This window comes from Cupriavidus sp. PB-02, assembly GCF_058252315.1.
This window is the reverse complement of sequence record NZ_CM177694.1, coordinates 4,116,922-4,141,501: the sequence shown is the minus strand read 5'-3', so window position 1 is coordinate 4,141,501 and position 24,580 is coordinate 4,116,922. Positions and strand designations below refer to the sequence as shown.

Below are 24,580 nucleotides of genomic sequence, written 5' to 3'. Positions count from 1 at the left end.
AGCCAGCCGGAGGAGACGGCATTGCAGGAACGGAACCGGCCCGGGCGCATCGTGCCCGCGCCCCAGCACTTCGTCAGCGCATCGCTGGCGCAGGATATCGGCCGGCACGGCCTGGACGCGCCGCGGCGCGATTTCCTGCGCAAGAGCTTCCTCGGCGCGGCGGCCGGTGTTGCCGCCGCCGCCGCGGGACGGCGCGCGCTGGCCGCCGATGGCGATCCCGCCATCCTGCAGCCGCAGCCGTGGGCCACCTCGCTCGGCCAGCCGGTCGCGGCACGGCCGTACGGTCAGCCGTCCGTGCATGAGCAGAACCTGGTGCGGCGCGAGTCGCCGGGCCTGACACGCGTTTCCGCTGCCTCCGTCGCCTTTGCGCCGCTGCAGGGCTTCTTCGGCATCATCACCCCCAACGGCCTGCACTTCGAGCGCCACCACCAGGGCTGGCACGATATCGACCCCGCCCGCCACCGCCTGATGATCAACGGCCTGGTGCGCGCGCCGCGCGTCTACACCATGGACGACCTGATGCGCCTTCCGGCAGTGTCGCGGATGCATTTCATCGAATGCGGCGCCAATACCGGCATGGAGTGGGGTAACGTGGCCGTGCCGACGGTGCAGTACACCCACGGCATGCTGTCGTGCTGCGAGTTCACTGGCGTGCCGCTGCGGGTACTGTTGGACGATGCCGGCGCCGACTTGCGCCGTGGGCGCTACCTGCTGGCCGAAGGCGGCGATGGCTCGTCGATGACGCGCACCATCCCGATGGCGCTGGCCGACGAGATCATCGTCGCCTGGGGTATGAACGGCGAGATGCTGCGTCCCGAGAACGGCTACCCGCTGCGGCTGGTGGTGCCGGGCGTGCAGGGCGTGTCGTGGGTCAAGTGGCTGCGTCGGCTGGAGCTGGGCGACCAGCCGTGGAACGCCAAGGACGAGACCATCCACTACGTGGACATGATGCCGGACGGCAGGCTGCGCCAGTACACCTCGATCCAGGAGTGCAAATCGGTCATCACCACGCCCTCCGGGGGGCAGCAGCTGGTAGGCAAGGGCTTCTACAACATCAGCGGGCTGGCGTGGTCCGGGCGCGGGAGTATCAAGCGGGTCGATGTCTCGACCGACGGCGGGCGCAACTGGCGCACCGCGCGGCTGGAGTCGCCGGTGTTGTCCAAATGCCTGACGCGCTTCAACCTCGACTGGGTCTGGGACGGCGCCCCGGCCATCCTGCAAAGCCGTGCCATCGACGAGACCGGCTACGTGCAGCCCAGGCTGGCGCAACTGCGCGCGGTGCGCGGCACCCGCTCGATCTATCACAACAATGCCATCCAGAGCTGGCAGGTGGCGGCAGGCGGCGAGGTGTCCAATGTCCATGTGGGCTGAGCGCCGGACCCTTGCCGCGCTGATGCTGTCGGCTGCCCTTGCCGCCCCGGCGTGGGCGGGAACGGCTGACGCCCGTGCGGCACTCGGCCGCACTGCCACCACCGCCGAAGTGACCGCATGGGATATCGACGTGCGCCCGGATTTCAAGGGACTGCCCAAGGGTAGCGGCACGGTGGCACAAGGGCAGACGATCTGGGACGGCAAGTGCGCGTCGTGCCACGGCGACTTCGGCGAATCCAACGAGGTGTTCACGCCCCTGGTGGGCGGCACCACCGCGGAGGACATCAAGCGCGGCCGGGTGGCGGCCATGACCGGCAACCAGCCCTACCGCACCACGCTGATGAAGGTCAGCACCGTCAGCACGCTGTGGGACTACATCCACCGCGCCATGCCGTGGAACGCCCCCAAGAGCCTGGGCGCCGACGAGGTCTACGCGGTTACCGCCTACCTGCTGCACCTGGGAGAGATCGTGCCGGCGGACTTCACGCTGTCGGACGCCAATATCGCCGCGGTTCAGCGGCGCATGCCCAACCGCGACGGCATGACCACCGACCACGGCCTGTGGCCGGGGCGCGGGCGGCCGGACACGCGCAACGTCGCCTGCATGAAGCATTGTGCGGACCGGGTGGCGATCGCCTCGTCGATGCCGGACTACGCCCGCGATGCCCATGGCGACCTGGCGCGGCAGCAGCGCATCTTCGGACCGGTGCGCGGCGTGGCGGCGCGGGTCGCGGTGCCGGCAAGTGGCGCGTCCGACGCATCGGCGCCGGCAGCGCCCGGCGCGCGCCTGGCCAGCCAATACCAGTGCGTTGCCTGCCATGCGATGGACAAGAAGCTGGTGGGACCGTCATTCGCCGACATCGCCGGCAAGTACAAGGGCCAGGACGCCCATGCCGCGCTGGCGCGCAAGGTCAAGGCGGGCGGGCAGGGCGCCTGGGGCAGCGTGCCGATGCCGCCGCAGCCGCAGATCCCCGATTCGGACGTACAGGCCATGGTGGGCTGGATTCTTGAGGCAAAATAGCGGGCTGGCCGCCGCAGTGCCCCCAGGCGGCGGCCAGTGTGTGCCGCGAGGCAGTTTTTTGCAGTGTTTGCCTGGCGGCCTTTGCCGTCCCCACGGCTTTACAGAGCTTGGAGAGCTTAACAATGAAGCAGTTTGTCATCGCAGCGCTGATGCTCGGCGCCGCCGCATCGGCCCACGCGGTCGATGCCGCCAAGGCACAGGAGATCGCCAACAAGAACGCCTGCATGGGTTGCCACCAGGTCGACAAGAAGCTGGTCGGTCCTTCCTACAAGGAAGTGGCGACCAAGTACAAGGGCGACAAGAATGCCCTGGCGACCCTGACCAAGAAGGTCAAGAGCGGTGGCTCGGGCGTCTGGGGTCCGGTGCCGATGCCGGCTAATGCCGCCATCAGCGACGGCGACCTGAAGACGGTGGTCGAATGGGTGCTGGCAGGCGCCCCCGCCAAGTAAGCCTTACCGCCCTGGCGGGTGTTCCGCCGATGCAGCAGGCCGGACGGTGAATGCCGCACGACCTGTACAGACCAGCGGCCGGCAATGTACCGGCCGCAAGCAAGAACACCAGAAAGAACACCAGAAGTACAGCCGAAGCGGTCATTGACGGACTGGAACGGAGTAGCCGGAGAGCATGCAATGAATTCAAAACGACGAGAAGTGCTGCGGGTCACCGCTGTCCTGTCGCTGATGGCCGCCACCGGCCTGATCAGCGAAGCGCAGGCGGCCGAGTGGAACAAGAACGCCTTTGACGGCAAGAGCGTTGCCGACGTGATCAAGGCACTCGGCGGCAGCGGCACCGAGAAAAGCACCGCCATCACCTTCACCGCCCCCGATATCGCCGAGAACGGCGCCGTGGTGCCGGTGGCCGTGACCAGCACCATCCCGGATACCGAGCAGATCGCGATCCTGGTCGAGAAGAACCCCAACACGCTGGCCGCCGACTTCGTCATCCCGGCCGGCACCGAGCCGTTCGTCTCCACGCGCGTGAAGATGGGCCAGACCTCGGTCGTGCACGCCGCGGTCAAGGCCGGCGGCAAGTGGTACGTGGCATCGAAGGAAATCAAGGTCACGCTGGGCGGCTGCGGCGGCTGACGCCGCTGAACCCATCCCGACCCGAGATTTCCCGCCAACACTGCAACAGGAGAACCATATGGCAGACCCGATGCGCGTACGCGCCACCGAAAACGGCGGCGTGGTAGACGTCAAGATCCTCATGAAGCACGACATGGAAACCGGCCAGCGCAAGGACGCGTCCGGCAAGCTCGTGCCGGCCTGGCATATCCAGACCGTGACCGCCCAGTGCAAGGGCAAGGAAGTGTTCCGCGCCCAGTTCGGCCCGGCGGTGTCGAAGGACCCGTTCCTGAACTTCAAGTTCAAGGGCGGCGCCAAGGGTGACAAGGTTACCGTGACCTGGATCGACAACCGCGGCGACAAGCGTACCGACGAAGCGACCATCGCCTGATCGTCGCGGGCCAGGCGCCGATCGCGCCGGCCCCGGCAGCGCCCGCCGTCCTCTGCTAAGGTTCGGGTCGGATGCCGGGACGGGCCGCGCGACGGGCGCTGCGGCCAGGACGGACCCGGCCGGAAGGAACACTATGCGGCGAGCATTTATTCGAGCATCGGCGGCGCTGGCCGCCATCGGCCTGTCGGCTAAGGCCGCGGCCCAGGCTGCGCCGGCTGCAGGCAAGGGCGGGCGCATCAAGGTGGTGTACCAGCTGTCGGAAGGCGTCGACCAGGCGGTGCGCGCCATGGGCAACCTGCGCAACCACCTGAACGGTGCGCCGGGGACGAAGATCGTGGTGGTCGCGTTCGGCTACGGCGTCGATTTCCTGGTCGAAGGCGCCAAGGATGCGCGCGGCAATACGTTTGACGCCCCGGTGGGCGCGCTGGCATCGGCCGGCGTGGAGTTCCGCGTGTGCCGCAACACGCTGACCGCACGCAAGATCGCTGAATCGAGCCTGTTGATGGAAGCAAAGGTGGTACAGGCCGGCGTGGTGGAAATCGCCCGCCTGCAGGCCGAGGAAGGCTACGCCTATATCAAGCCCTGAGCCGGGCAGGCGCAGCTGACCTCAACACAAGAGAAAACGGCCCGCCACGGCGAGGCCGCGAGGAGAAGCCCCATGAACACCATCCGAAGCCTGGGCCGGCGCGCCGCGCTGGCCGCGGCCGCCACCGCCGCTGTGGCCGGTGCTGCCGCCGTGCATGCGCAGGGCAGCACCGCCGACGAAATCGCCAAGTACCGCCAGATGCTGGCCGAAGGCAATCCCGCCGAGCTGTGGGAAGCGGCCGGCGAAGAGCTGTGGAAAAAGCCCGCCGGCCCGAAGAACGTCTCGCTCGAACAGTGCGACCTGGGCAAGGGTCCGGGCGTGACCAAGGGCGCCTATGCCGAGCTGCCGCGCTACTTCAAGGATGCCAACAAGGTGATGGACCTGGAGCAGCGGCTGGCGTACTGCCGCGTGACGCTGCAAGGGCTCACTAAGGAAGAGGCGACAAAGAACCCGTTTTCGGCCTCGGGCAAGCCGTCCGAGATCGAGCGGCTGGTGGCCTACCTGACCGGCGAGTCGCGCGGCGTGAAGATGAACGTGCAGCTCAACCATCCGGAAGAGAAGCGCACCTACGCGCTCGGGCAGAAGATGTTCTTCTACCGCGGCGGCGCCTATGACTTTGCCTGCGCCACCTGCCACGCGGTGGACGGCCAGCGCATCCGCCTGCAGGACCTGCCCAACCTGCTGACTGAGAAGGGGGCGCAGGCGGCCTACACCACCTGGCCCGCCTACCGCGTTTCGCAGGGCGAGGTCCGCTCGATGCAGCATCGCCTGTACGACTGCCTGCGCCAGCAGCGCTTTCCCGAACCCGCCTATGGCTCGGACGTGATCACCGCGCTGACCATGTTCCTGGCGAAGAACGCCAACGGCGGGACCTACGATGGCCCGGCAATGAAGCGCTGACCGGTACGGGAGAGACAACATGCAACGACAGAACAAGGCGCTGGCCATCGCGGCCCTGGCCACCCTGCTGGCAACGGGCGCCCATGCGCAGGACACCACCACCAAGGCGCGCCCTGCCAAGGGCAAGCCCGCCGCAGTCAGCGGCGCCGACATGAAGCACCTGATCGAGGACTCGTTCTCGTCCAGGGGGCCGGTCACGGTCGAAGGCGTGCTCAACCAGGACGGCATGCAGCAGGCTTGCAGCGAGTACCCGGACCGCACCAAGGTGCCCGAGAAGGTTGCCAAGAAGATCGAGGCCGCCGAGCTCAGGCAGGTGAAATACCCGGGCGACAGCAACTGGCTGGGCGACTGGAAGGAGGGCGAGAAGATCGCCCAGAACGGTCGCGGCATGCAGTTCACCGACCAGGTCGGTGGCACCAACGGCGGCAACTGCTACGCCTGCCACCAGATGACCAAGGCCGAGATCTCGTTCGGCAATATCGGCCCGTCGCTGTACCAGTACGGCAAGCTGCGCGGCAACTCGCAGGAAGTCATCAAGTACACCTGGGGCAAGATCTGGGATTCCAGCGCCTACGCCGCCTGCTCCAACATGCCGCGCTTCGGCCACAAGGGCATCCTGACCGAAGCCCAGATCCGCGACGTGATGGCACTGCTGCTGGACCCGGCCTCGCCGGTCAACCAATAAGCCCGATGCGCGCGCCTGCCCTGCTGCTGCGCTGGCTGCTGGCCTTCAGCCTGGCCGGCGCGGCCGGCGGTGCGGCCGCGCTGGAAGTGGGCGACACCGTGCGACTGCCCGACGTGCGGACGCTCGACGGCCGCACGCTCAGCGCCGCGGCTTTGGCCGGCAAGCCGCTGGTGGTCGAGTACTGGGCCTCCTGGTGCCCGTTCTGCGCGATGCAGAACCCGCGCCTGCAGAAGCTCCATGAACGCACGCGCGGCACACCGCTGCAGGTGCTCGCCATCAGCATCGACAAAGACCCGCGTGAAGCCGCCGGGTACATGAAGAAGCGCGGCTACACCTTCCCGGCGACGATGGACTCCGCCGCGCTGCAGGCCGTGTTCGGCGAGCGCAAGCGGCTGCCCGAACTGTACGTGATCGATGCACGCGGGCGCGTGGTGCAGAAGGAAGTGGGCGAGATGCTTGAAGACGAGGTGGCGGCGCTGGAGCGGTACGCCAAGCCATAGCCAGGCGGTGCCGGACGCCACGGGCCGACCGGTACGCACAATCCACAGGAAGAGACATGGACCGACGCGAGTTCCTGCAGGTGCTGGCCATCGCCAGTGCCGGCGGCATGACGTTCCCCCTTCAAGACGCGCACGCCGCGCAGGCCGCCGACGCGATGTACGACCTGCCGCGCTTCGGCAATGTCCACCTGCTGCATTTCACCGACTGCCATGCGCAGCTGCGGCCGGTGTATTTCCGCGAACCCAACGTCAACCTTGGCATCGGCGACTATGCCGGCAAGGCGCCGCACCTGGTCGGCGACGCGTTGTTGCGCCACTACGGCATCCGCCCCGGCACGCCACAGGCGCACGCGTTCACCTACCTCGATTTCAACGACGCCGCGCGCCGCTACGGCAAGGTCGGCGGATTTGCGCACCTGGCCACGCTGGTCAAACGCCTGAAGGCCGACCGTCCAGGCGCGCTGCTGCTCGATGGCGGCGACACCTGGCAGGGCTCGGCCACCGCGCTGTGGACCAAGGGCCAGGACATGGTCGATGCGGCGCTGGCGCTTGGCGTCGATGTGATGACACCGCACTGGGAAATGACCCTCGGCGCGGACCGCGTCAAGGAGATCGTCGACAAGGACTTCAAGGGCAAGGTCGCCTTCCTCGCGCAGAACATCAAGACCAACGATTTCGGCGACCCGGTGTTCGAGCCCTACGTGATCCGCGAGATCAATGGCGTGCCGGTTGCCATCATCGGCCAGGCTTTTCCGTACACGCCGATCGCCAACCCGCGCTACTTCGTGCCGGACTGGACCTTCGGCATCCAGGAAGAGAACCTGCAGCAGGTCATCGACGAGGCCCGCGGCAAGGGCGCGCAGGCGGTGGTACTTCTTTCGCACAACGGCATGGACGTCGACCTGAAGCTGGCCTCGCGCGTGCGCGGCCTCGACGCCATCCTGGGCGGCCATACCCACGACGGCGTGCCGGCGCCGGTGCCGGTGAAGAACGCCGGCGGCACCACGCTGGTGACCAATGCCGGCTCCAACGGCAAGTTCCTGGGCGTGCTCGATTTCGATGTGAAGGGCGGCAAGGTCGCAGACTTTCGCTACCGGCTGCTGCCGGTGTTCGCCAACTACCTGCCGGCCGACCCGGCCATGGAGGCGTTGATCAGCAAGGTCCGCGCCCCGTACGAACAGAAGCTGGGCGAGGTGCTGGCGGTCAACCGCGGCCTGCTCTACCGCCGCGGCAACTTCAATGGCACCTTCGACCAGCTGATCCTGGACGGCCTGATGCAGGTGCAGGGCGCCCAGATCGCCTTCTCGCCTGGCTTCCGCTGGGGCACCACGCTGCTGCCGGGCCAGGCCATCACCATGGAACACCTGATGGACCAGACCGCGATCACCTATCCGTACACCACGGTGACGCAGATGAGCGGCGAAACCATCAAGACCATCCTGGAGGACGTGGCCGACAACCTGTTCAACCCCGACCCGTACTACCAGCAGGGCGGCGACATGGTGCGCGTGGGGGGGCTGCAGTACACCGTCGATCCCAAGGCGGGCATGGGCAAGCGCATCACCGACATGCGCCTGGCCGGCAAGCCCCTGGAGGCCGGCAAGTCCTACAAGGTCGCCGGCTGGGCCCCGGTGGCCGAGGAAGCCCGCCAGGCCGGCGGCGCCCCGATCTGGGACGTGATGGCGCAATGGCTGCGCAGCACAAAGGAAGTCAGCGCCCGGCCGCTGAACCAGCCCCGGGTGCGCGGCATGGACGGCAATCCGGGCATCGCCGCCTGATGTTGCGCAGCGTCCTCATGCCGGCCGCGAAGGATTGAAGGCAGACGGCGAAGTCGTTACAATCGTCCGCTACGGGCCGATAGCTCAGCTGGGAGAGCGCTGCGTTCGCAATGCAGAGGTCGGGAGTTCGATCCTCCTTCGGTCCACCAGAATCGCTGTCGCAAAAGCCTCGGAAAGAGAAATCTTCCGAGGCTTTTGTGCTTTCCGGGCTGTGTCTTGTCAGCGGAGTGCGCCGCGGTTGCCCTGCTAAGCTACCCGCGTAGGCCGCCTGGCCTTCATCGCCGAGGGCCGTACCTGTTGCAGCGCTCGCAGCGACTGCAGCGCGTCTTCTACCGCCTCGATCCCGTCGCGCAGGCGCGCGGTGGCATAGCCCAGCCGGCTTTGCGCATCGGCGTCGGGGGTGGAGAGGTGTTCGAGTGCGTCGACTTCCGCCTGCATCTGTCCGACCAGGCGGCGCAATTGGGATGTGCTGTGCGAGGCTATTGACCGGATCGCCATCGTTGGGGACCTCCTTGCAGTGACCGGGTGTGCCCGTCCCGTCTACGGTAAAGGCGTCGCAAGAACTTCGCCAGCGCTGTTACGAAATCTCCACGACGCCCCGGATGGCTTGCGTTTGCCGCCAGAAGTTCGGCCGTCGCCCTCCACAGCCGGAGGCATGCGACGGCCGCGCGGATTGGCAAAAGTCGCATCGCAGAAACGCTTTCGGTGGTAAAGCTTGCAAACCGGACCTCTCACCGGGTGTGGCCCAGCGTGATCCTCACGCCCCGTCCTGGGCTATAGTCGGCCGATGGAATCGGAATACCACGCCATGCGTCCTGAACCCGCCGATTTGCCCGACGATGCCACCACCGCCGGCAGCGCGGCCGATGTCGACGCACGCCATCGCGCCGGCCGCCGCAGCACGCTGGTCAGCGTGGCGGTCAATCTCGGGCTGACCGCCACCCAGGCGGTGGCGGGCGTCATCTCCGGCTCGCAGGCACTGATCGCCGATGCGGCCCATTCCCTGTCAGACCTGCTGTCGGACTTCGTCGTGCTGCTGGCCGCCTGGCAGGGCCGCAAGGATGCCGACGCCGACCACCAGTACGGCCATCTGCGCTTCGAGACCGCCGCCTCGCTGGCGCTGGGCGGGCTGCTGCTGGCGGTCGGGGCGGGCATGCTGTGGGCGGCGGTGGGCAAGCTGCAGCATCCCGCGGGCGCGCAGCCGGTGCAGCCGCTGGCGCTGTGGGTCGCGCTGGCCGCGTTGGTATCCAAGGAACTGCTGTTCCGCTACATGCTGGCCGTGGCGCAGCGCGTGCGTTCCGGCATGCTGGTGGCCAATGCCTGGCATGCGCGCTCGGACGCGGCCTCGTCGCTGGTGGTGGCGATGGGCATCGGCGGCAATTTGCTTGGGTACCACATGCTGGACCCGGTGGCGGCCATCGTGGTGGGGCTGATGGTGGCGCGCATGGGCCTGCGCTTCGGCTGGGGTGCGCTCAACGACCTGATGGACCGCGCAGCCGATGAAGAAACCGTCGAGGCCATCCGCCAGACCATGCTCGGCACGCCCGGCGTGCTGGGTTTGCATGACCTGCGCACACGCAAGATGGGCGACCAGGTCCTGGTCGACGTGCACCTGGAGATCGACGCCACGCTGACGGTGGCGCAGGGTCACGCGATCGCGGTGGAAACCCGGCGCCGCACGCTCGACCACCATCACGTGCTCAACGTGATGACTCACGTCGATCCCGTATACGTCAGCGGCCAGCCCACGGCGGCCTGAGCCCGCCTGTGGACATCTTCGCCCGCGGCTGGGGATAACTGTCCGGACAACCTGTGCCCCGCCTGGGGGCACGTTGTGGGACGTATACGAACAACTCCGGGGCCCGCACGGGTCAGGTATACGTCACCCGCGAGCTATCCCGGCGAATCAGGGTTATCACGGGGTGGTTATCTTGTTCGCAAGTCCCTGAGCCAAAAGGGAAAAGGTGACTTATCCACGGCCCGCGGCCCGGTTTACCTACTACTACTATGTATACATACGTAAACAATATAAAAGACATAACCAGGACCGTTGCTCCGCGCGGGGTTTGCAAGCAACGGTCCATCTTCCTCAGGACGTATACCGGCGGCTCCCTCCGTTAAGGCAGCGAAGGTATACGTCGGCGCCACCGCGTATACCGGCCTAGCGCGGCACCTTGAACGCCTGCCGCGCCCGCAGCGCCTCCGCGCGTGTCGTGCAGCCGTCCTGGTGGTCGTTGACGAGCCCCATCGCCTGCATCAGCGCATACATGGTGGTCGGGCCGACAAAGCGCCAGCCGCGCTTCTTCAGGTCCTTGGACAGCGCCACGGATTCCGGCGAGGTCGCCATGGTGCGCAGCACCTCGGGTGTCAGCACCTTCGGCCGGCTGGCGGGATCCGGCTCGAAGCGCCAGAAGTAGGCGGCCAGCGACGATTCCGTTTCCAGCAGTTCGCGCGCCCGCTGGGCATTGCTGATGGCCGCCTCGATCTTGCCGCGATGGCGCACGATGCCGGCGTCGCCCAGCAGGCGCTGGATATCGCGCTCGCCGAAGCGGGCGACCTTGTCGATATCGAAATTGGCGAACGCCTTGCGGAACGCCTCGCGCTTGCGCAGGATGGTCAGCCAGCTCAGCCCCGCCTGGAAGCCCTCCAGGCACAGCTTCTCGAACAGCCGGCGGTCGTCAGCGACCGGGAAGCCCCACTCGTGGTCGTGGTAGTGGCAGTAGTCTTCCAGCGTGCCGCACCAGCCGCAGCGTACTGGCGCGGCCGGCGCTTCCTTCTTGCTCGTCATGCGTTACTTTCCCCGTTGAGAACTTCGAGCGCCGGCCAGCCTCTCGCGGACCAGCGCATTTGCTGCGATCATGCCCGCACCTGAGAGATTGCGGAAGGCTGAAAATGGACATGCAACTGGCAACACTGGACGAAGACGGCTGGGAACTGGACGACGCCGAGCCCATTGCCGCCGCCCATCCCGACACCTTCTGGATGCCGCCCCGCGAGGAGCGCGACGCGTTGGTCCCCGGCCAGCAGGCCAAGCTGATCTTCCGCATCCTGGTCGCGGACGAGACGGGCCGCGAGGAGGTTCATGTCGAGCGGATGTGGGTGAACGTCATCGGGCGCGAGGGTAGCCTCTATGCGGGCGAACTCGACAACCAGCCCTACTGCACCGACGAGATTAGTCCTGGCATGCCGCTGTGCTTCGAGGCGCGGCATGTGATCAATATCTTTCGGGAAGGCGAGGACGAGGCGTAGGCAGCTGTTCGCCGGCGCGCTACAAAAAGACTGGCTGCTACGCGCTCAGAAGCTCGCCGCCAGGCCCAGCGATACCCCGGACACATTGTTGCCGAACACATAGCGCACCACCGCCCGTATCCGCGTGACGAACACTTCATGGGCGCTGGTATCCAGTTCCAGCCCGGTCCCGAGCGTGGTCAGGTGGTTGAAGCCAAGGATGCCAGCCTGGCTGCCGAGATATTGCGAATGTGACAATTCAAGCACGTACCTAACCGGCCGATCGAGCGCGCGCAGCCCCGTCGGCGCACGCCAGCGCGCCCACAGGTTGGCGGTCTGGGCCGTGGCCGTGCCGGTGACCGAGCTGGTCGTGCCGCCGAAGCTCTGCAGGTGGATATTGGTGTAGCGCAGTTCGACGTCGACTTCATAGTTCTCGCGGTAGTGCTCCCAGTCCAGCATCACCGAGCCGCCCAGGCCATAGGCGTTCAGGCTGCCGCCGTCGAGGAAATCGATCTGGCGGTCGGTGACCTGCTCGAGCGCGAACTTGCCGATCGACAGGTCGCTGGAGACATTGCCCAGCGAAGCGTTGAAGATGGGCCGGAACACCAGCTCCTTGTTGGCGGTGAGCGGAAAGTCCCAGCCGATGCCGATGGTGCCCGAGAAGGTGTTCCAGCGCGTCGGGATGGAACGGGATTCGGCCCCGTTGGTGGCGACGAAGGTCGGGTCATAGCGACTGTAGGCGATCGCGCCCTCCAGGTAGAGCGGGAACGACTTGCTGATCGTGAAGCCGCCGCCAAGCTGCGACATGACGATGCCGGGGTTGTCGGTGCTGGCGCTGTCGATCGATACCGAGCTGGAGGTCAGGTCCGGCACCACTGAATACGACATCAGCGACAGCACGGCATTGGCGTGCTTCTGCACATTGACACCGACCAGGCCGAGCCCCGGCGCTCCCTGCGCCTGGGCGGCGCCGGCCGTCAGCAGCAGGCCCGCTGCAAGGCCGCACAAAGCGGCGGGCGTGCGCACAAGCTGGGCGCAGCGGGCGCGGCGCGATGGCTGGCAAGCGGACATGGGCGATCCCTTTGCTGTCAGTGCCGCGGTGCGCTGCGGCACGCGGCAACCGTCCCGCGAATTCTAGCGAGACGGACCGGTGCGCGAGCGCTGCATGAAAGTTTTCAGATCGGCTTGCTGGTGTTTTATATCGGATCGCTGCCATGGCGAGATGCCGGCCGCGATCCTTCGATGCCAGCTTCAGGCGGCAGGGCGGCGCCGGGGCGCCGGGCGTGGCGCCGCTTCAGCCGGCACGGCGTGGCTCTCGCTGCGCTCAGGCGGCGGGCGCCGGCGCGCAAGCCAGAGCAGCAAGGCGCTGGCGGCCCAGCCGGTGACGAACACGGTATCGCCTGCATGGTTCAGCCAGGCCGATGCCTGCGCGGTGCCGGTCAGCGACACCAGCAGGCCGTCGGGCAGCCTGGCGAGGATCCACAGCGCGACGGCGGGCACACTGCCGTAGACACCGGGCTGCCACCAGTGGGAGAGGAAGGGAACGTGCCGCCCGGGGCGGCGCAGGATGCGCGGTACCACCGAAGTCTCCGGCCACGCGCGGCACGCGGGAGGGCGTGCCGGTGGCGTCATGCGTTGCGGGCTGGCCCGGCGGCAGGCGCGCCGGAAGTGGCGCGGCATGCAAGTCGGCTCCTGTCTGCATCATAGGCCGATTGCCCCGACCGCGGCCGCGGTTGCGCAATGCGGTGTGTGCGCCGCCCAACGCAGGGCGGCGGGCGCGCCACGCCAGGTGGCGGCCTTCAACTTTTTTGCATGAGGTGTCCGCAAATGGCTGCCGTGCCGGCCACGGTTCTTTGCCACACTCGATGCAGTACATAAAACCGTTTGAAGGTGGTCACTACCATGCTACCCGCACTCTATATCTCACACGGCTCCCCGATGCTTGCGATCGATCCCGGTCCGACCGGCGCCGCCTTCGATGCGCTCGGCGAGCGGCTGCGCGCGCAGCGCCCGCGCGCGGTGCTGGTGGTCTCGGCTCACTGGATCTACAGCACGCTGGTGGTGAGCAACCGCGAGCGGCAGGAAGCCTGGCATGACTTCGGCGGCTTCCCGCGCGAGCTGTACGCGCTGCGCTACGATGCCCCAGGCTCGCCGGCGCTGGCGTTGCGGGCCAAGGCCCTGATCGAGGCTGCCGCCATCCCCGGCGCCGGCTTTGTCTGCCAGGACGAGGAACGGCCGCTGGACCACGGCGCCTGGATGCCGATGCGGCACTTCTTCCCGGATGCCGACGTGCCGGTGGTGCAACTGGCGTTCAATCCCTACCTGCCGCCCGCCACGCAGATCGCGATCGGCCGCGCGCTGGCGCCGCTGCGCGAGGAGGGCGTCCTGCTGCTGGCCTCGGGCAGCTTCACGCACAACCTGCAGGAGGTGTTCGGCAGCGGCAGCCGGCGCGACCAGCATGGGCCGCAGGCCGAGCCGTATGTGGAAGCCTTCCGCAGCTGGATGACCGAGGCGCTCGACGAAGCGCTTGACACCGGCGATACCAGCCGCATTGCCGACTACCGTGAGCAGGCGCCGTATGCGCGCCGCGCGCACCCGACCGACGAGCACCTGCTGCCGTTCTACGTGGCGCTGGGCGCTGCGCTGGGGCCGCAGGGCGCAGGCGCGGGTACGCCCGCTCCAGTCAGCGTGGCGCGCGTGGCCGATGAAGTGACCTATGGCGTGCTCGCCATGGACAGCTTCGTGTTTGAAGGGATGGGCGCGGGCGCGCCGCTGAAGGCCGTTGTCTGAGGCTCGGCGCCCGGGTGGATTACCGGTCGCGCGGCGGCAGATAGCGCCGCGCCGCGCGGGCGCCCGCCAGTGCGATCCAGCCCATCGTCAGCGCCACTACCGCCAGCCCGATGCGCAAATTGGCCAGGTGCGCCACGCCGCCGATCAGCACCGGCCCCAGCAGCAGGCCCAGGTAGGCAAAGCGCGCCACGCGCGAGATCGCCTCGGCCGGCGCCACGCCCGGCAGCCGCGAGGCGGCGACAAAGAAGATCGGCACCATATTGGCCGCACCCAGTCCCATCAGCGTGAAGCCGGCCAGCGCCGCTACTGGCAGCGGTACCAGCAGCGCCAATGCGATGCCGGCGAAGCCCAGCCAGGCACTGCCGGTCAGCGTCGTGCCATCGCCCAGGCGTGCACGCAGGCGGTCGCCGCCGAAGCGCCCGCACGCCATGCCGCCCGAGAACGCGGCATAGCCCAGGCTGATCCAGCCATCGGGCGCCTGCGTCACGTCGCGCATATAGACGCTGGTCCAGTCGTACATCGCCCCTTCACCGATCAACCCGAGGAAGGCCAGCAGCCCCAGCAGCCACAGCGCGCGCACGGCGTGGTCGCGATGGTGGCCCGCCGACGGCATCACCGGATGGTCGGGCAGCAACCCGGGCAGGGTGAGCAGCGCCACCAGCGCCGTCACGCCCGCCATCAATGACGCATGCGCCAGCGGCGCCACCCCCAGCGACAGCATCAGCCCGCCGAACCCGGCCCCCGCCATCCCGCCGAGGCTGAACATGCCGTGCAGCGCCGACATCACGGGCCGCGTGCGACTGGCCTCGACCGTGGCGGCCTGCGCGTTCATGGCGACGTCGAAGGCTGCATTGGCCATGCCGAACGCAACCAGCGCGGGCAGCAGCAGCCAGAACGTAGGCATCGCCAGGATCGCCACGGTGCACAGCGCGAACAACAGCCCGCCGGCCATCGACGCGCGCCCGCTGCCGGCGCGTGCGACCCAGCGCCCGACCGGCCCCATCGCCAGGATGGCGCCGCCGGCCACGGCCAGCATCGCCAGCGACAGCCAGGCATCGGACAGGCCGAAGCGCGCCTTGATGGTCGGGATATGCACGCCCCAGGTGGCAAAGGTGGCGCCGTTGGCGAAGAACAGCGCCATGGTGCCGCGCGTGGCGCGCGCCACCGTGCCTGGCGAGGCCAGGGCGGCGGTGGCGGAAGGAGAAGGGAAATCAGCCATAGCGGGGCACGGCGGCAGGCGGGCGCTGCCGCGCCGGGCCTGCAAAAGCCGTCATTGTCCCGCATCGGCGCGAAACGGGTGTAACCGTGCCCCGGGGGCGCTAGCGTGCGGCGCGATCCATTCGCAGCAGCCCGCGCCGGTGCAGCGCATAGCCGAAGGCCAGCAGCGCGCCCAGCGCCAGCGCCACCATCACCCACAGCATCAGCCAGTAGCCGCTCGCGGCGCGCCACAGCAGCGCGCCCAGCCAAGGCGCGGCCGCCTGCATCAGCAGCACCGGCGTCATCATCAGCCCATTGAGCGTGGCGTAGTGATGGCGCGAGATCAGCTCGGGCATGGCCATCGCGCGCAGCATGGTGTTGACGCCGTTGGCGCAGCCGTAGAGCACCGCGGCCACCATCAGCCAGGCACCTTGCCCCAGGGCAAAGCACAGCAGCCCGGCGACCATCAGCACATAGACCGGTAGCGACAGCCGCACCGGGTGCCGCACCGCAGCGCGCATCATCAGCATGCGGCCCACCACCTGCGCGGGGCCGATCAGCGCCGCCACCACCAGCTGCTGCGCCACCGGCAGGCCCTTCTCGGTCAGCATCGGGATCAGGTGCGCGCCCAGCAGCGAAGCGACCACCGCGGTGGCGGTGAAGGCCAGCACCACCGCCCAGAACACCGGCTGGCGCAGCGTGGTGCGCGCGATGCCATCGCTGCTGGGCTCGCCGTCGGACGGGGTCATGCCGGTGTAGGTCGGGTGCAGCGCGTAGCGCATGCGTGCGTGCAGCGGCGCGCAGACCAGCAGGTTCAGCATGGCAAAGCCGACCAGCGTCGGGCGCCAGCCGAGATGAATCACCAGCCATTGCGCCAGCGGCACGAAGATCGTGCTGGCGAAGCCGGCCATCAGCGTGACCACCATGATGGGCTTCTGGTACTGGTCGCCATAGGCCTGGCGCAGCACCACGAAGGCGGGTTCGTACAGCGTGGTGGCCATGGCCAGCCCGATCGGCACCCACATCAGCAGGAACATGGCTTGCGAGGGCGTCCACGCCCACAGCAGCAGGCCCAGCCCCGCCAGCACCGAGCCCGCGCCCATCACCCTGCGCGCCGGCGCACGGTCCAGCAGCCGTCCGACCGCGAACGAGCACATCGCCCACACCAGCAGCCCGAGCGAATAGCCGCCCGCCAGGAAGGGCTTGGACCAGCCCAGGCTGCGGATCATCGGGTCGATAAAGACGGTGAAGGCGAAGAACAGCGTGCCCCAGGAGATGGTCTCGGTCAGGCCGAGGATCCAGACCAGCCGGCGCGGCGGCGTGGCGGGGTGCGCGGGTCCGGAGCGTGCCGGGCTGGCGTCAGTTTTGGCGTTGGCGGCGTCCGCGTCGGAGCTGGCTTCTAGTGTTTTGACATCCTCCCCGACCTGAAGGCCGGAGATTCCTACGGCGCTCAGACGCGGCATTGAGCCGCCCCTGAGTCGCTTCGGTGGGTTCCTGCTGCTGACGCCGTTACCGCAGCGTTCACTTCACAGGCTAACCGGGCGTGTCCCGCCCTTAGAACATTGATCGCGCCGACCACATCGGCATTTTCCTCGAAACCGCATTCCACGCACTCGAACCGGGCTTGCGTCTGGCGGTTGTCTGCCGAGACATGGCCGCAGCACGGACAGGTGCGGCTCGTGTTCTGCGGTGGCACGGCGATGAGATAACCACCGTTCCAAGCCAGCTTGTAGTCCAGTTGGCGGCGGAACTCGAACCAGCCTTGATCGAGGATGGCCTTGTTCAGGCCGGACTTGGCCTGAACCTGCTTGCCCGGCTGTTCGGTGCTGCCTGCCGCCGACCTGGACATGTTCCGTACCTGCAAGTCCTCGATACACACCATCGCGTGGTTTTGGCTGATCGTGGTGGAGCACTTGTGGAGGTAGTCTCGGCGGGCATTGCCGATGCGGGAATGGATGCGCTGGACGCGGGCTTTCGCCTTCTTCCAGTTGCTGCTGAACTTCTGTTTGCGGCTCATCGCCTGCTGCGCTTTGCGCAGCGCGGCCTCTTGCCGCTTGAAACTATTGAGCGGGGCGTAGAACGTCCCGTCCGAAAGCGTGGCGAACCGGGCAACACCCATGTCGATGCCAACCGCGCTCGCGGCCTGTGCCACCGGCTGTTCGACCTCACGCTCGGTCTGGATCGACACGAACCACTTGCCGCAGGACTGCCTGACTGTGACGTTCTTCACCACCCCCAGCACCTTCCGGCTGTTGCGGTATCGTAGCCAGCCCAGCTTGGGCAAAAACAGGCGGCTGCTGGCCTGGTCGAGCTTGATTTGCTTGGGGTCGGGATAGCGGAAACTGTCGCCCCGGCCCTTCTTCTTGAAGCGCGGAAAGTCGGCCCGCTTGGCAAAGAAGTTGCCGTAGGCCCGCTCCAAATCTTTGAGCGTCTGTTGCAGCGGATGAACCGGCGCATCGGCCAGCCATGCGGTTTCCGTGCTGTTGCGCCACTCGGTGAGCAGCTTGCACAGTCCGGCGTAGCCGTGCTTCTTCTCGCCTTGCTCGTAACGAGCCTTCTGCAACGCCAGTGCCTTGTTGAAGACGAACCGGCACGAACCAGAAAAGCGACGCATGTTGCGTTGCTGCTCGCCGGTCGGCATCAGTTCGTACTTGTAGGCTTGAAGTCGCTGCATGGCTCAATCATACTCTTGGCCTATGAGCGATGACAACGATATTAGACACGGAAGACACTGCGTTTTCAAGATGCACGTCCATTTGGTCTTCGTGGCGAAATACCGCCGCAGAGTGTTCGACGGCGACGCCATCAAACGGCTGCGCGCCATCTTCGACAAGGTATGCGCCGACTTCGAGGCGAACTTGATCGAGATGGACGGCGAGGACGATCACGTTCACCTGCTGGTGGAGTACCCGCCAAAGGTCGCGGTGTCGAATCTGGTGAACAGCCTCAAGGGCGTGTCCAGCCGCCTGCTGCGCAAGGAAAGACCCGACATCCAGAAACGCTACTGGAAGGGCGTGCTGTGGTCGCCTTCCTACTTCGCATCATCCTGTGGCGGCGCACCGATCGCCATCGTGCGCCAGTACATCGAACAACAGCAGACCCCACACTGAAAAACCAACAGCAAGGACGGCTACGCCGTCCGCGCTATCCTTCCCCACCATGAATGGCGGGGCTTGCCGCGCACTGGGTCATGGCGGGCCCGGGGGGGGGAGATCGCCATGGTGGCGGCGCGTGGGGCCAGCCGGAAATTGTAGCGATCCTGCACGCGCCGTGCGGTGGGACGCGCGCGTTACTGTGCGGTCACCGGTGTGGGCGGTCCTTTCAGTTCGACGACGTTGCCGTCCGGGTCCTGCACATAGAGCGACGGCCCTTTGCCCTCGGCGCCGAAGCGCTGCGCCACCTCTCCCGTCTGCACGCCGTGCTGCGCCAGCCAGGCGCGCAGCGCGCCGGCATCGAACGGGTCGATGCGCACGCAGAAGTGGTCGAGGTTGCGCCCTTCCGCGCCGGGACCCGCGCCGCCGGCACGGCCCAGCGGGCCGTCGAGCGAGACCAGGTCGATCAGCGCATTGCCCGCGCGCAGCTGCGTCAGGCCCAGGTCCGTCTGTTCGCGCTCCACGCTGCAGCCCAGCACGTCGACATAGAAGCGCCGCAGCGCCTCCACGTCGGCGCTGCGCAGTACCAGGTGATCGATGCCGAGGATGCGGAACATGGCGGCGTCAGTGGTGCAGGCCGTCATAGTCGATGATCTTCAGGCTGTCCAGGTCCACATTGTCCAGGCAGCGCACATTGACCCCGGCCATCGGCTTGCCGTCCTTGTCCTGGCCGTCCGCATACGGGCCGCAGCCACAGACCGGGCAGAAGCGGTGCGCGATCTTCATGGTGTTGAAGCGATAGGTGGAGGCGTTGCTCTCGGGCGTCTCGAGCTTGAAGCTCGCGCGCGGCACGAACCACAGCAGGTGGCCGCGGCGGCGGCAGATCGAGCAGTTGCATCGGATCACGCTGGGGATGCTGTCGGCTTCGACCTCGAATGCGATCGCGCCGCAGTGGCAGCTTCCGTGGAAGGTCATGTCGTCTCCTTTCGTCAGCCTGTCTCGGCTGCTAGATATCCGGGATCAGCCGTTTGCCAAGACTGACCGCCTCGTCGGGCGCGTAGCCCAGCTGGTCGTAGAAATCGATCACCGCGCGATTGCCCGCGCGCACCAGCAGGTTGATCTTGGGGCAGCCCCGTTTGACCAGCAGCTGTTCGGCATGCGCCATCAGCATGCGTCCGTAACCCTTGCCCTGCAGCTCGGGGTGTATTGCCAGATAGTAGACCCAGCCGCGATGCCCGTCGAACCCCACCATGGCGGAGGCCACCGGCTGGCCGCCGAGTTCGCCCACCAGGAACAGCTCCGGCTGCTCGGTCAGTTTGCGCGCGATATCGCGATGCGGGTCGTTCCACGGGGCGCGTCAGGCCGCATGCCTGCCACAGGGCAACGATCGTGTCTTCGTCTTCGGTGCGGAAAGGGCGGATCAGCATAGTGCTGTGGTGCGCTGCAATACGCGCACATTGTTGGCTTTTTGACAGTGTAGCCCGGCTGCGGATGCCACAATGCCCCGGAACAATTGCATAACCGATGGCGGCCACCGCGCACGCCCCCACAAAGGAGACCAGCATGAGCGACACCCACGCGCCTGCACGCGCCACTTTCAGCCACATGGAGCAAGGCACCCGCGAGGACTGGGCGGCCATCTCCGCCGAGTTCATGCCCTTCGCGCAGGCCCTGCCGGATCGCGTGCTGGCGCACCTGCGCCTGCTCGACGGCGATTGCGGCGGCTTTCCGGTGGACCGGCTGACGCATTCGCTGCAGACCGCGACGCTTGCGCACCGCGACGGGCAGGACGAGGAGTACGTGGTCTGCGCGCTGCTGCACGATATCGGGGATACGCTCGGAAGCTTTAACCATCCCGATATCGCCGCTGCCATCCTCAAGCCCTTCGTCAGCGCCGAGAACCTGTGGATGGTGGAAAAGCATGGCGTATTCCAGGGCTACTACTTCTTCCACCACCTGGGCCTGGACCGCAACCTGCGCGAGCAGTACCGCAGCCAGCCCGAACTGTTCGAGCGCACCGCGGAGTTCTGCCGCAAGTATGATGCCGCGGCCTTCATGACGGACTACGACACGTTGCCGCTGTCGTTCTTCGAGCCGATGGTGCGGCGCGTGCTGTCGCAGCCGAAGAATTCGATGTATGTGAAACCTGGCGAAGCGACGCTCGCACAGCCCTGAAAGCACAACGGCCTCGCTTCATGCAAAGCGAGGCCGTTGGGGAATGCGGCGCCGGTCAGGCAGCGCGCTGCGCCGTCTCCGGATGCCGGAACTGCTCGAGCAACTTCGCCCAGCGCCCGCGTACTGCCTTCAGGTTGTTCTCCTTCACGTGGCCGAAGCCGCGGATATCGTCCGGCAGGTTCGCCAGCGTTACCGCGGTGTCATAGTTGGCCAGGCTCAGGCCCGCAACCAGTTCGTCCAGCAGCGCACGATACTCGCCGATCAGGGCGCGTTCCATGCGGCGCTCCTCGGTCTTGCCGAAGACATCGAACATCCCGCCGCGCAGCCCCTTCATCTTCGCCAGCACGCGGAACAGCTTCATCGTCGAGGGACCGAACTTGCGCTTGATCAGGTTGCCCTTGTCGTCGCGCTTGGCGCTGATCGGCGGCGCCAGCCAGAAATTGAGCTGGTAGTCCTTGCCCGGCTCGCCCTCGAACTGGGCACGCAGCTTGTCGAGGAAGACAGGGTCGGTGTAGAGCCGTGCCACCTCGTACTCGTCCTTGTACGCCATCAGCTTGGCCAGGTTGCGTGCCGCGGCCTCCGTCAGCGGTAGCGACTTGCCGCTGCCAGCCAGCGCGCTTTCGGCCGCGCGCACGCGGTCGATGGCTTCGCGGTAGGTGCGTGCGTACGCGGCATCCTGGTAGGCCGCCAGGTGCTCCATGCGCCGGGCGATCAGCTTCTCCAGCATCGCGCCGCTCGAAGTCGGCATCTTGACCACTTCCGCGCCTTCCGCGGTGTTCTTCAGCTTGCCGGTCAGCGACAGCACGTGCTCGGGGTCGTGCGCCATATGGCGGCCCCAGTCGAATGCGGCCTTGTTCTTCTCGACAGCCACGCCGTTCAGCTCGATGGCGCGCTCCAGCGCTTGCAGCGTCAGCGGGATCCAGCCCTTCTGCCAGGCATAGCCGAGCACCAGCGGGTTGGTGTAGATCGCGTCGCCCAGCAGCGCCACGGCGAGACCCGAGGCGTTGATGAACTCGCACTTCTCGCCCACGGCGGTGCGCACGTCCTGCTCGGCCGACAGGCCGGGGAACTGCCACTTCGGGTTCTTGATGAAATCCGCCGTCGGCGTCTGCGCGGTGTTGACCACGGCGCGGGTGCGGCCGGCCTGGGTCTTGGAGATGACCTCGTCGGTGGCCGACACGATCGCATCGCAGCCGATCACCAGGTCCGCCTCGCCCATCGCGATGCGCGTGGCATGCAGGTCGTCCGGGCGCGCGGCCAGCTGCACGTGCGACAGCACCGCGCCGCCTTTCTGCGCCAGGCCCGCCATGTCGAGCACGGTGACGCCCTTGTTCTCCAGGTGCGCAGCCATGCCGAGCAGCCCGCCGATGGTCACCACGCCGGTGCCGCCCACGCCGGTTACGAGAATGCCGTAGGCACGGCGGATCGGCGGCAGTTCCGGCTCAGGCAGCGCGGGCAGGCTGCCAATCGACACGCCGTGCTGCTCGGGCTTGCGCACCTGCGCGCCTTCGGCCGTGACAAAGCTCGGGCAGAAGCCGTTCACGCACGAGAAGTCCTTGTTGCAGGACGACTGGTTGATCTGGCGCTTGGTGCCGAATTCAGTTTCCAGCGGTTCCACCGACAGGCAGTTGGACTTGACCGAGCAGTCGCCGCAGCCTTCGCACACCGCATCGTTGATAAAGGCGCGGCGTTGCGGGTCCTCCATCGTGCCGCGCTTGCGGCGCCGGCGCTTTTCGGTGGCGCAGGTCTGGTCGTAGAGCAGGATGGAGCAGCCCGGCACTTCACGCAGTTCGCGCTGCACGCGGTCGAGCTGGTCGCGGTGATAGATGGTGATGCCCTCGGGCAGCTTGATCGCGCCGTTGAACTTCTCCGGCTGGTCGCTGACGATGACGATCTTCTTCGCGCCTTCGCTATGCACCTGCCAGGCGATGTCCCGCACCGAGAGCTGGCCGTCCACCGGCTGGCCGCCGGTCATCGCCACCGCATCGTTGTACAGGATCTTGTAGGTGATGTTGACGTTCGCCGCGATCGACGCGCGGATCGCCAGCAGCCCGGAGTGGAAGTAGGTGCCGTCGCCCAGGTTGGCGAACACGTGCTTGTCGCCCGCGAACGGCGCCTGGCCGATCCACGCCACGCCTTCGCCGCCCATCTGGCTGAAGGTGCTGGTATTGCGGTCCATCCACACCGTCATGTAGTGGCAGCCGATGCCGGCCAGCGCGCGCGAGCCCTCGGGAACATTGGTCGAGGTGTTGTGCGGGCAGCCCGAGCAGAACCACGGCTTGCGCTCGGCGGTCACGCGCGGCGTGGCCAGCGCCTTCTCCTTGGCCTCGATGATCGCCAGGCGCGCGGTGATGCGCGCGCGCACGTCCATCGGCAGCTCGAATTTGTCCAGCCGGGTGGCGATGGCCTTGGCGATGATCGCCGGCGACAGCTCATAGTGCGCCGGCAGCAGCCAGTTGCTTTGCGGGATCGACCATTCGCCGCCCGCGTTGTCCTTCTCGTCGAACTTGCCGTAGACCTTGGGGCGCACGTCGTCGCGCCAGTTGTACAGCTCTTCCTTGAGCGCGTACTCCATGATCTGGCGCTTCTCTTCGACCACCAGGATTTCCTGCAGGCCTTCGGCAAAGGCGCGCGCGCCGTGCGCTTCCAGCGGCCACACGCAGCCCACCTTGTACAGACGGATGCCGATTTGCGAGCAGGTGGCATCGTCCAGGCCCAGGTCGGCCAGCGCCTGGCGCGTGTCGAGGTAGGCCTTGCCGCCGGTCATGATGCCGAAGCGCGCATGCGGCGAATCGATCTCGATGCGGTCGATCTTGTTGGCGCGCACATAGGCCAGGCCTGCGTACCACTTGTAGTCGAGCAGGCGTGCTTCCTGTTCCAGCGGCGGGTCCGGCCAGCGGATGTTCAGGCCGCCCTGCGGCATGATGAAGTCGTCCGGCAGCACGATCTGCACGCGGTGCGGATCCAGTTCCACCGAGGCCGACGATTCCACCACGTCGGTCACGCATTTCATCGCCACCCATAGGCCGGAGTAGCGGCTCATGGCCCAGCCGTGCAGGCCGTAGTCCAGGTACTCCTGCACGTTCGACGGATACAGCACCGGCAGGCCGCAGGCCTTGAAGATGTGCTCGGACTGGTGCGCCAGCGTCGAGGACTTGGCCGAATGGTCGTCACCGGCCAGCACCAGCACGCCGCCGTGCTTCGACGATCCTGCCGAGTTGGCGTGCTTGAACACGTCACCGGTGCGGTCCACGCCCGGCCCCTTGCCGTACCACATGCCGAACACGCCATCGAACTTGGCGTCCGGATACATGTTCACCTGCTGCGACCCCCACACCGAGGTCGCGGCCAGGTCCTCGTTGAGGCCGGCCTGGAACACGATGTTGTGCGCGGCGAGGTGCTTCTTGGCCTTCCACAGCGACAGGTCCAGCGCGCCCAGTGGCGAGCCCCGGTAGCCGGAGATAAAACCGGCGGTGTTCAGGCCGGCAGCGCGGTCGCGTTCCTGCTGGAGCATCGGCAGGCGTACCAGGGCCTGCGTGCCGCTGATATAGATGCGGCCACGCTCCAGCGTGTATTTGTCTTCGAGGGAAACGTTTTCGAGCGCGCGGCGGATGGCGTCGCTGACCGGAGGGGTCAGGGGGGCATTCATAGGTGCTCCTCTATGGGCGTGCTGTCGGGATCACCGACACCTACAGTTGTGGGCAACCGCCTCGTAGCCTCTTGTGAAGGCGTAGGGCGGTCGTGTCTCTGCGCGGCATGGTAGCACCGCCACAAAATTGGCGGTACCTTGCAATGCAGCACA

The 24,580-nt window shown here is 67.0% G+C and carries 25 protein-coding genes, 1 tRNA gene and 1 pseudogene; 16 read left to right on the top strand and 11 right to left on the bottom strand.

The window, feature by feature from the left end:
- Positions 1–21: 21 nt before the first annotated feature.
- The 11 genes from soxC (at position 22) to AC10V3_RS19445 (ending at position 8,445) form a co-directional block, all read left to right on the top strand.
- On the top strand, positions 22–1,371 hold the full coding sequence (gene soxC, locus AC10V3_RS19495) for a sulfite dehydrogenase (RefSeq protein ID WP_022536927.1): 1,350 nt from the start codon (positions 22–24) through the stop codon (positions 1,369–1,371).
- A complete protein-coding gene (locus AC10V3_RS19490; RefSeq protein ID WP_022536926.1) occupies positions 1,355–2,392 on the top strand; it encodes a c-type cytochrome in 1,038 nt (345 codons plus the stop codon). The genes soxC and AC10V3_RS19490 overlap by 17 nt, the downstream gene beginning before the upstream one ends.
- A gap of 122 nt (positions 2,393–2,514) precedes the next feature.
- On the top strand, positions 2,515–2,841 hold the full coding sequence (locus AC10V3_RS19485) for a c-type cytochrome (RefSeq protein WP_022536925.1): 327 nt from the start codon (positions 2,515–2,517) through the stop codon (positions 2,839–2,841).
- 180 nt (positions 2,842–3,021) lie between these two features.
- A complete protein-coding gene (gene soxY, locus AC10V3_RS19480; protein WP_013958319.1) occupies positions 3,022–3,477 on the top strand; it encodes a thiosulfate oxidation carrier protein SoxY in 456 nt (151 codons plus the stop codon).
- Positions 3,478–3,535: 58 nt separating this feature from the next.
- A complete protein-coding gene (soxZ, locus tag AC10V3_RS19475; RefSeq protein ID WP_022536924.1) occupies positions 3,536–3,847 on the top strand; it encodes a thiosulfate oxidation carrier complex protein SoxZ in 312 nt (103 codons plus the stop codon).
- 133 nt (positions 3,848–3,980) lie between these two features.
- Positions 3,981–4,433 (top strand): DsrE family protein, encoded by a 453-nt coding sequence (locus AC10V3_RS19470; protein ID WP_022536923.1) that lies wholly within the window; start codon positions 3,981–3,983, stop codon positions 4,431–4,433.
- A gap of 72 nt (positions 4,434–4,505) precedes the next feature.
- The gene (gene soxA, locus AC10V3_RS19465) at positions 4,506–5,333 is read left to right on the top strand and encodes a sulfur oxidation c-type cytochrome SoxA (RefSeq protein ID WP_022536922.1); all 828 of its coding nucleotides are present in this window, start codon (positions 4,506–4,508) and stop codon (positions 5,331–5,333) included.
- A 19-nt stretch (positions 5,334–5,352) separates the two neighbouring features.
- Positions 5,353–6,018 carry a sulfur oxidation c-type cytochrome SoxX gene (gene soxX / locus AC10V3_RS19460; RefSeq protein WP_022536921.1) on the top strand — a complete coding sequence of 222 codons (666 nt, stop codon included), beginning with the start codon at positions 5,353–5,355 and terminating at the stop codon, positions 6,016–6,018.
- Positions 6,019–6,023: 5 nt separating this feature from the next.
- A complete protein-coding gene (locus AC10V3_RS19455) occupies positions 6,024–6,518 on the top strand; it encodes a TlpA disulfide reductase family protein (RefSeq protein WP_490922757.1) in 495 nt (164 codons plus the stop codon).
- A 56-nt stretch (positions 6,519–6,574) separates the two neighbouring features.
- Positions 6,575–8,296 (top strand): thiosulfohydrolase SoxB, encoded by a 1,722-nt coding sequence (gene soxB / locus AC10V3_RS19450; protein ID WP_022536919.1) that lies wholly within the window; start codon positions 6,575–6,577, stop codon positions 8,294–8,296.
- Between the two features lie 73 nt (positions 8,297–8,369).
- A tRNA-Ala gene (locus AC10V3_RS19445) sits at positions 8,370–8,445 on the top strand.
- Between the two features lie 97 nt (positions 8,446–8,542).
- Here AC10V3_RS19445 and AC10V3_RS19440 read toward each other — a convergent pair.
- Positions 8,543–8,794, bottom strand: a complete 252-nt coding sequence (locus AC10V3_RS19440) for a hypothetical protein (protein WP_022536918.1) — start codon at positions 8,792–8,794, stop codon at positions 8,543–8,545.
- A 310-nt stretch (positions 8,795–9,104) separates the two neighbouring features.
- Here AC10V3_RS19440 and AC10V3_RS19435 point away from each other — a divergent pair, with 310 nt between their 5' ends.
- Positions 9,105–10,055: a cation diffusion facilitator family transporter gene (locus AC10V3_RS19435; RefSeq protein WP_022536917.1), complete on the top strand. Its 951-nt coding sequence runs from the start codon at positions 9,105–9,107 to the stop codon at positions 10,053–10,055.
- Between the two features lie 402 nt (positions 10,056–10,457).
- Here the strand turns inward: AC10V3_RS19435 and AC10V3_RS19430 are convergent, their stop codons facing one another.
- Positions 10,458–11,084, bottom strand: a complete 627-nt coding sequence (locus AC10V3_RS19430) for a DNA-3-methyladenine glycosylase I (RefSeq protein ID WP_454752508.1) — start codon at positions 11,082–11,084, stop codon at positions 10,458–10,460.
- A 104-nt stretch (positions 11,085–11,188) separates the two neighbouring features.
- Here AC10V3_RS19430 and AC10V3_RS19425 point away from each other — a divergent pair, with 104 nt between their 5' ends.
- Complete coding sequence (locus AC10V3_RS19425; protein WP_022536915.1) at positions 11,189–11,545, top strand: DUF2314 domain-containing protein; 357 nt, start codon at positions 11,189–11,191, stop codon at positions 11,543–11,545.
- Between the two features lie 45 nt (positions 11,546–11,590).
- On the opposite strand, the gene AC10V3_RS19420 is transcribed toward AC10V3_RS19425, so the two are convergent.
- Together AC10V3_RS19420 and AC10V3_RS19415 are read right to left on the bottom strand one after the other, a co-directional pair.
- Positions 11,591–12,595, bottom strand: coding sequence for a hypothetical protein (locus AC10V3_RS19420; protein ID WP_022536914.1), 1,005 nt, complete (start codon positions 12,593–12,595; stop codon positions 11,591–11,593).
- 180 nt (positions 12,596–12,775) lie between these two features.
- Positions 12,776–13,204 (bottom strand): hypothetical protein, encoded by a 429-nt coding sequence (locus AC10V3_RS19415; protein ID WP_374063630.1) that lies wholly within the window; start codon positions 13,202–13,204, stop codon positions 12,776–12,778.
- A gap of 222 nt (positions 13,205–13,426) precedes the next feature.
- Here AC10V3_RS19415 and AC10V3_RS19410 point away from each other — a divergent pair, with 222 nt between their 5' ends.
- Complete coding sequence (locus AC10V3_RS19410) at positions 13,427–14,314, top strand: dioxygenase family protein (RefSeq protein WP_349604453.1); 888 nt, start codon at positions 13,427–13,429, stop codon at positions 14,312–14,314.
- Positions 14,315–14,333: 19 nt separating this feature from the next.
- On the opposite strand, the gene AC10V3_RS19405 is transcribed toward AC10V3_RS19410, so the two are convergent.
- The 3 genes from AC10V3_RS19405 to AC10V3_RS19395 all read right to left on the bottom strand — a co-directional run bounded on the left by AC10V3_RS19405 (position 14,334) and on the right by AC10V3_RS19395 (position 18,185).
- A complete protein-coding gene (locus AC10V3_RS19405) occupies positions 14,334–15,533 on the bottom strand; it encodes an MFS transporter (RefSeq protein ID WP_349604454.1) in 1,200 nt (399 codons plus the stop codon).
- Between the two features lie 100 nt (positions 15,534–15,633).
- On the bottom strand, positions 15,634–16,974 hold the full coding sequence (locus AC10V3_RS19400) for an MFS transporter (protein ID WP_022536910.1): 1,341 nt from the start codon (positions 16,972–16,974) through the stop codon (positions 15,634–15,636).
- A complete protein-coding gene (locus AC10V3_RS19395) occupies positions 16,962–18,185 on the bottom strand; it encodes an RNA-guided endonuclease InsQ/TnpB family protein (protein ID WP_374063629.1) in 1,224 nt (407 codons plus the stop codon). Before AC10V3_RS19395 ends, AC10V3_RS19400 begins: the two co-directional genes overlap by 13 nt.
- A 22-nt stretch (positions 18,186–18,207) precedes the next feature.
- Here AC10V3_RS19395 and tnpA point away from each other — a divergent pair, with 22 nt between their 5' ends.
- A complete protein-coding gene (tnpA, locus tag AC10V3_RS19390; RefSeq protein WP_454752505.1) occupies positions 18,208–18,621 on the top strand; it encodes an IS200/IS605 family transposase in 414 nt (137 codons plus the stop codon).
- 179 nt (positions 18,622–18,800) lie between these two features.
- Here tnpA and AC10V3_RS19385 read toward each other — a convergent pair whose 3' ends face one another.
- The 3 genes and pseudogenes from AC10V3_RS19385 to AC10V3_RS19375 form a co-directional block, all read right to left on the bottom strand.
- Entirely contained in the window at positions 18,801–19,220 is a 420-nt protein-coding gene (locus tag AC10V3_RS19385; RefSeq protein ID WP_041681631.1) for a VOC family protein, read from the bottom strand.
- Positions 19,221–19,227: 7 nt separating this feature from the next.
- Complete coding sequence (locus AC10V3_RS19380) at positions 19,228–19,578, bottom strand: GFA family protein (protein WP_022536907.1); 351 nt, start codon at positions 19,576–19,578, stop codon at positions 19,228–19,230.
- 31 nt (positions 19,579–19,609) lie between these two features.
- Positions 19,610–20,030, bottom strand: a pseudogene (locus tag AC10V3_RS19375) (GNAT family acetyltransferase).
- 136 nt (positions 20,031–20,166) lie between these two features.
- On the opposite strand from AC10V3_RS19375, the gene AC10V3_RS19370 reads away from it, so the two are divergent.
- The gene (locus tag AC10V3_RS19370) at positions 20,167–20,778 is read left to right on the top strand and encodes an HD domain-containing protein (RefSeq protein ID WP_022536905.1); all 612 of its coding nucleotides are present in this window, start codon (positions 20,167–20,169) and stop codon (positions 20,776–20,778) included.
- Between the two features lie 55 nt (positions 20,779–20,833).
- On the opposite strand, the gene AC10V3_RS19365 is transcribed toward AC10V3_RS19370, so the two are convergent.
- Positions 20,834–24,427, bottom strand: coding sequence for an indolepyruvate ferredoxin oxidoreductase family protein (locus AC10V3_RS19365; protein WP_022536904.1), 3,594 nt, complete (start codon positions 24,425–24,427; stop codon positions 20,834–20,836).
- Positions 24,428–24,580: the final 153 nt, after the last annotated feature.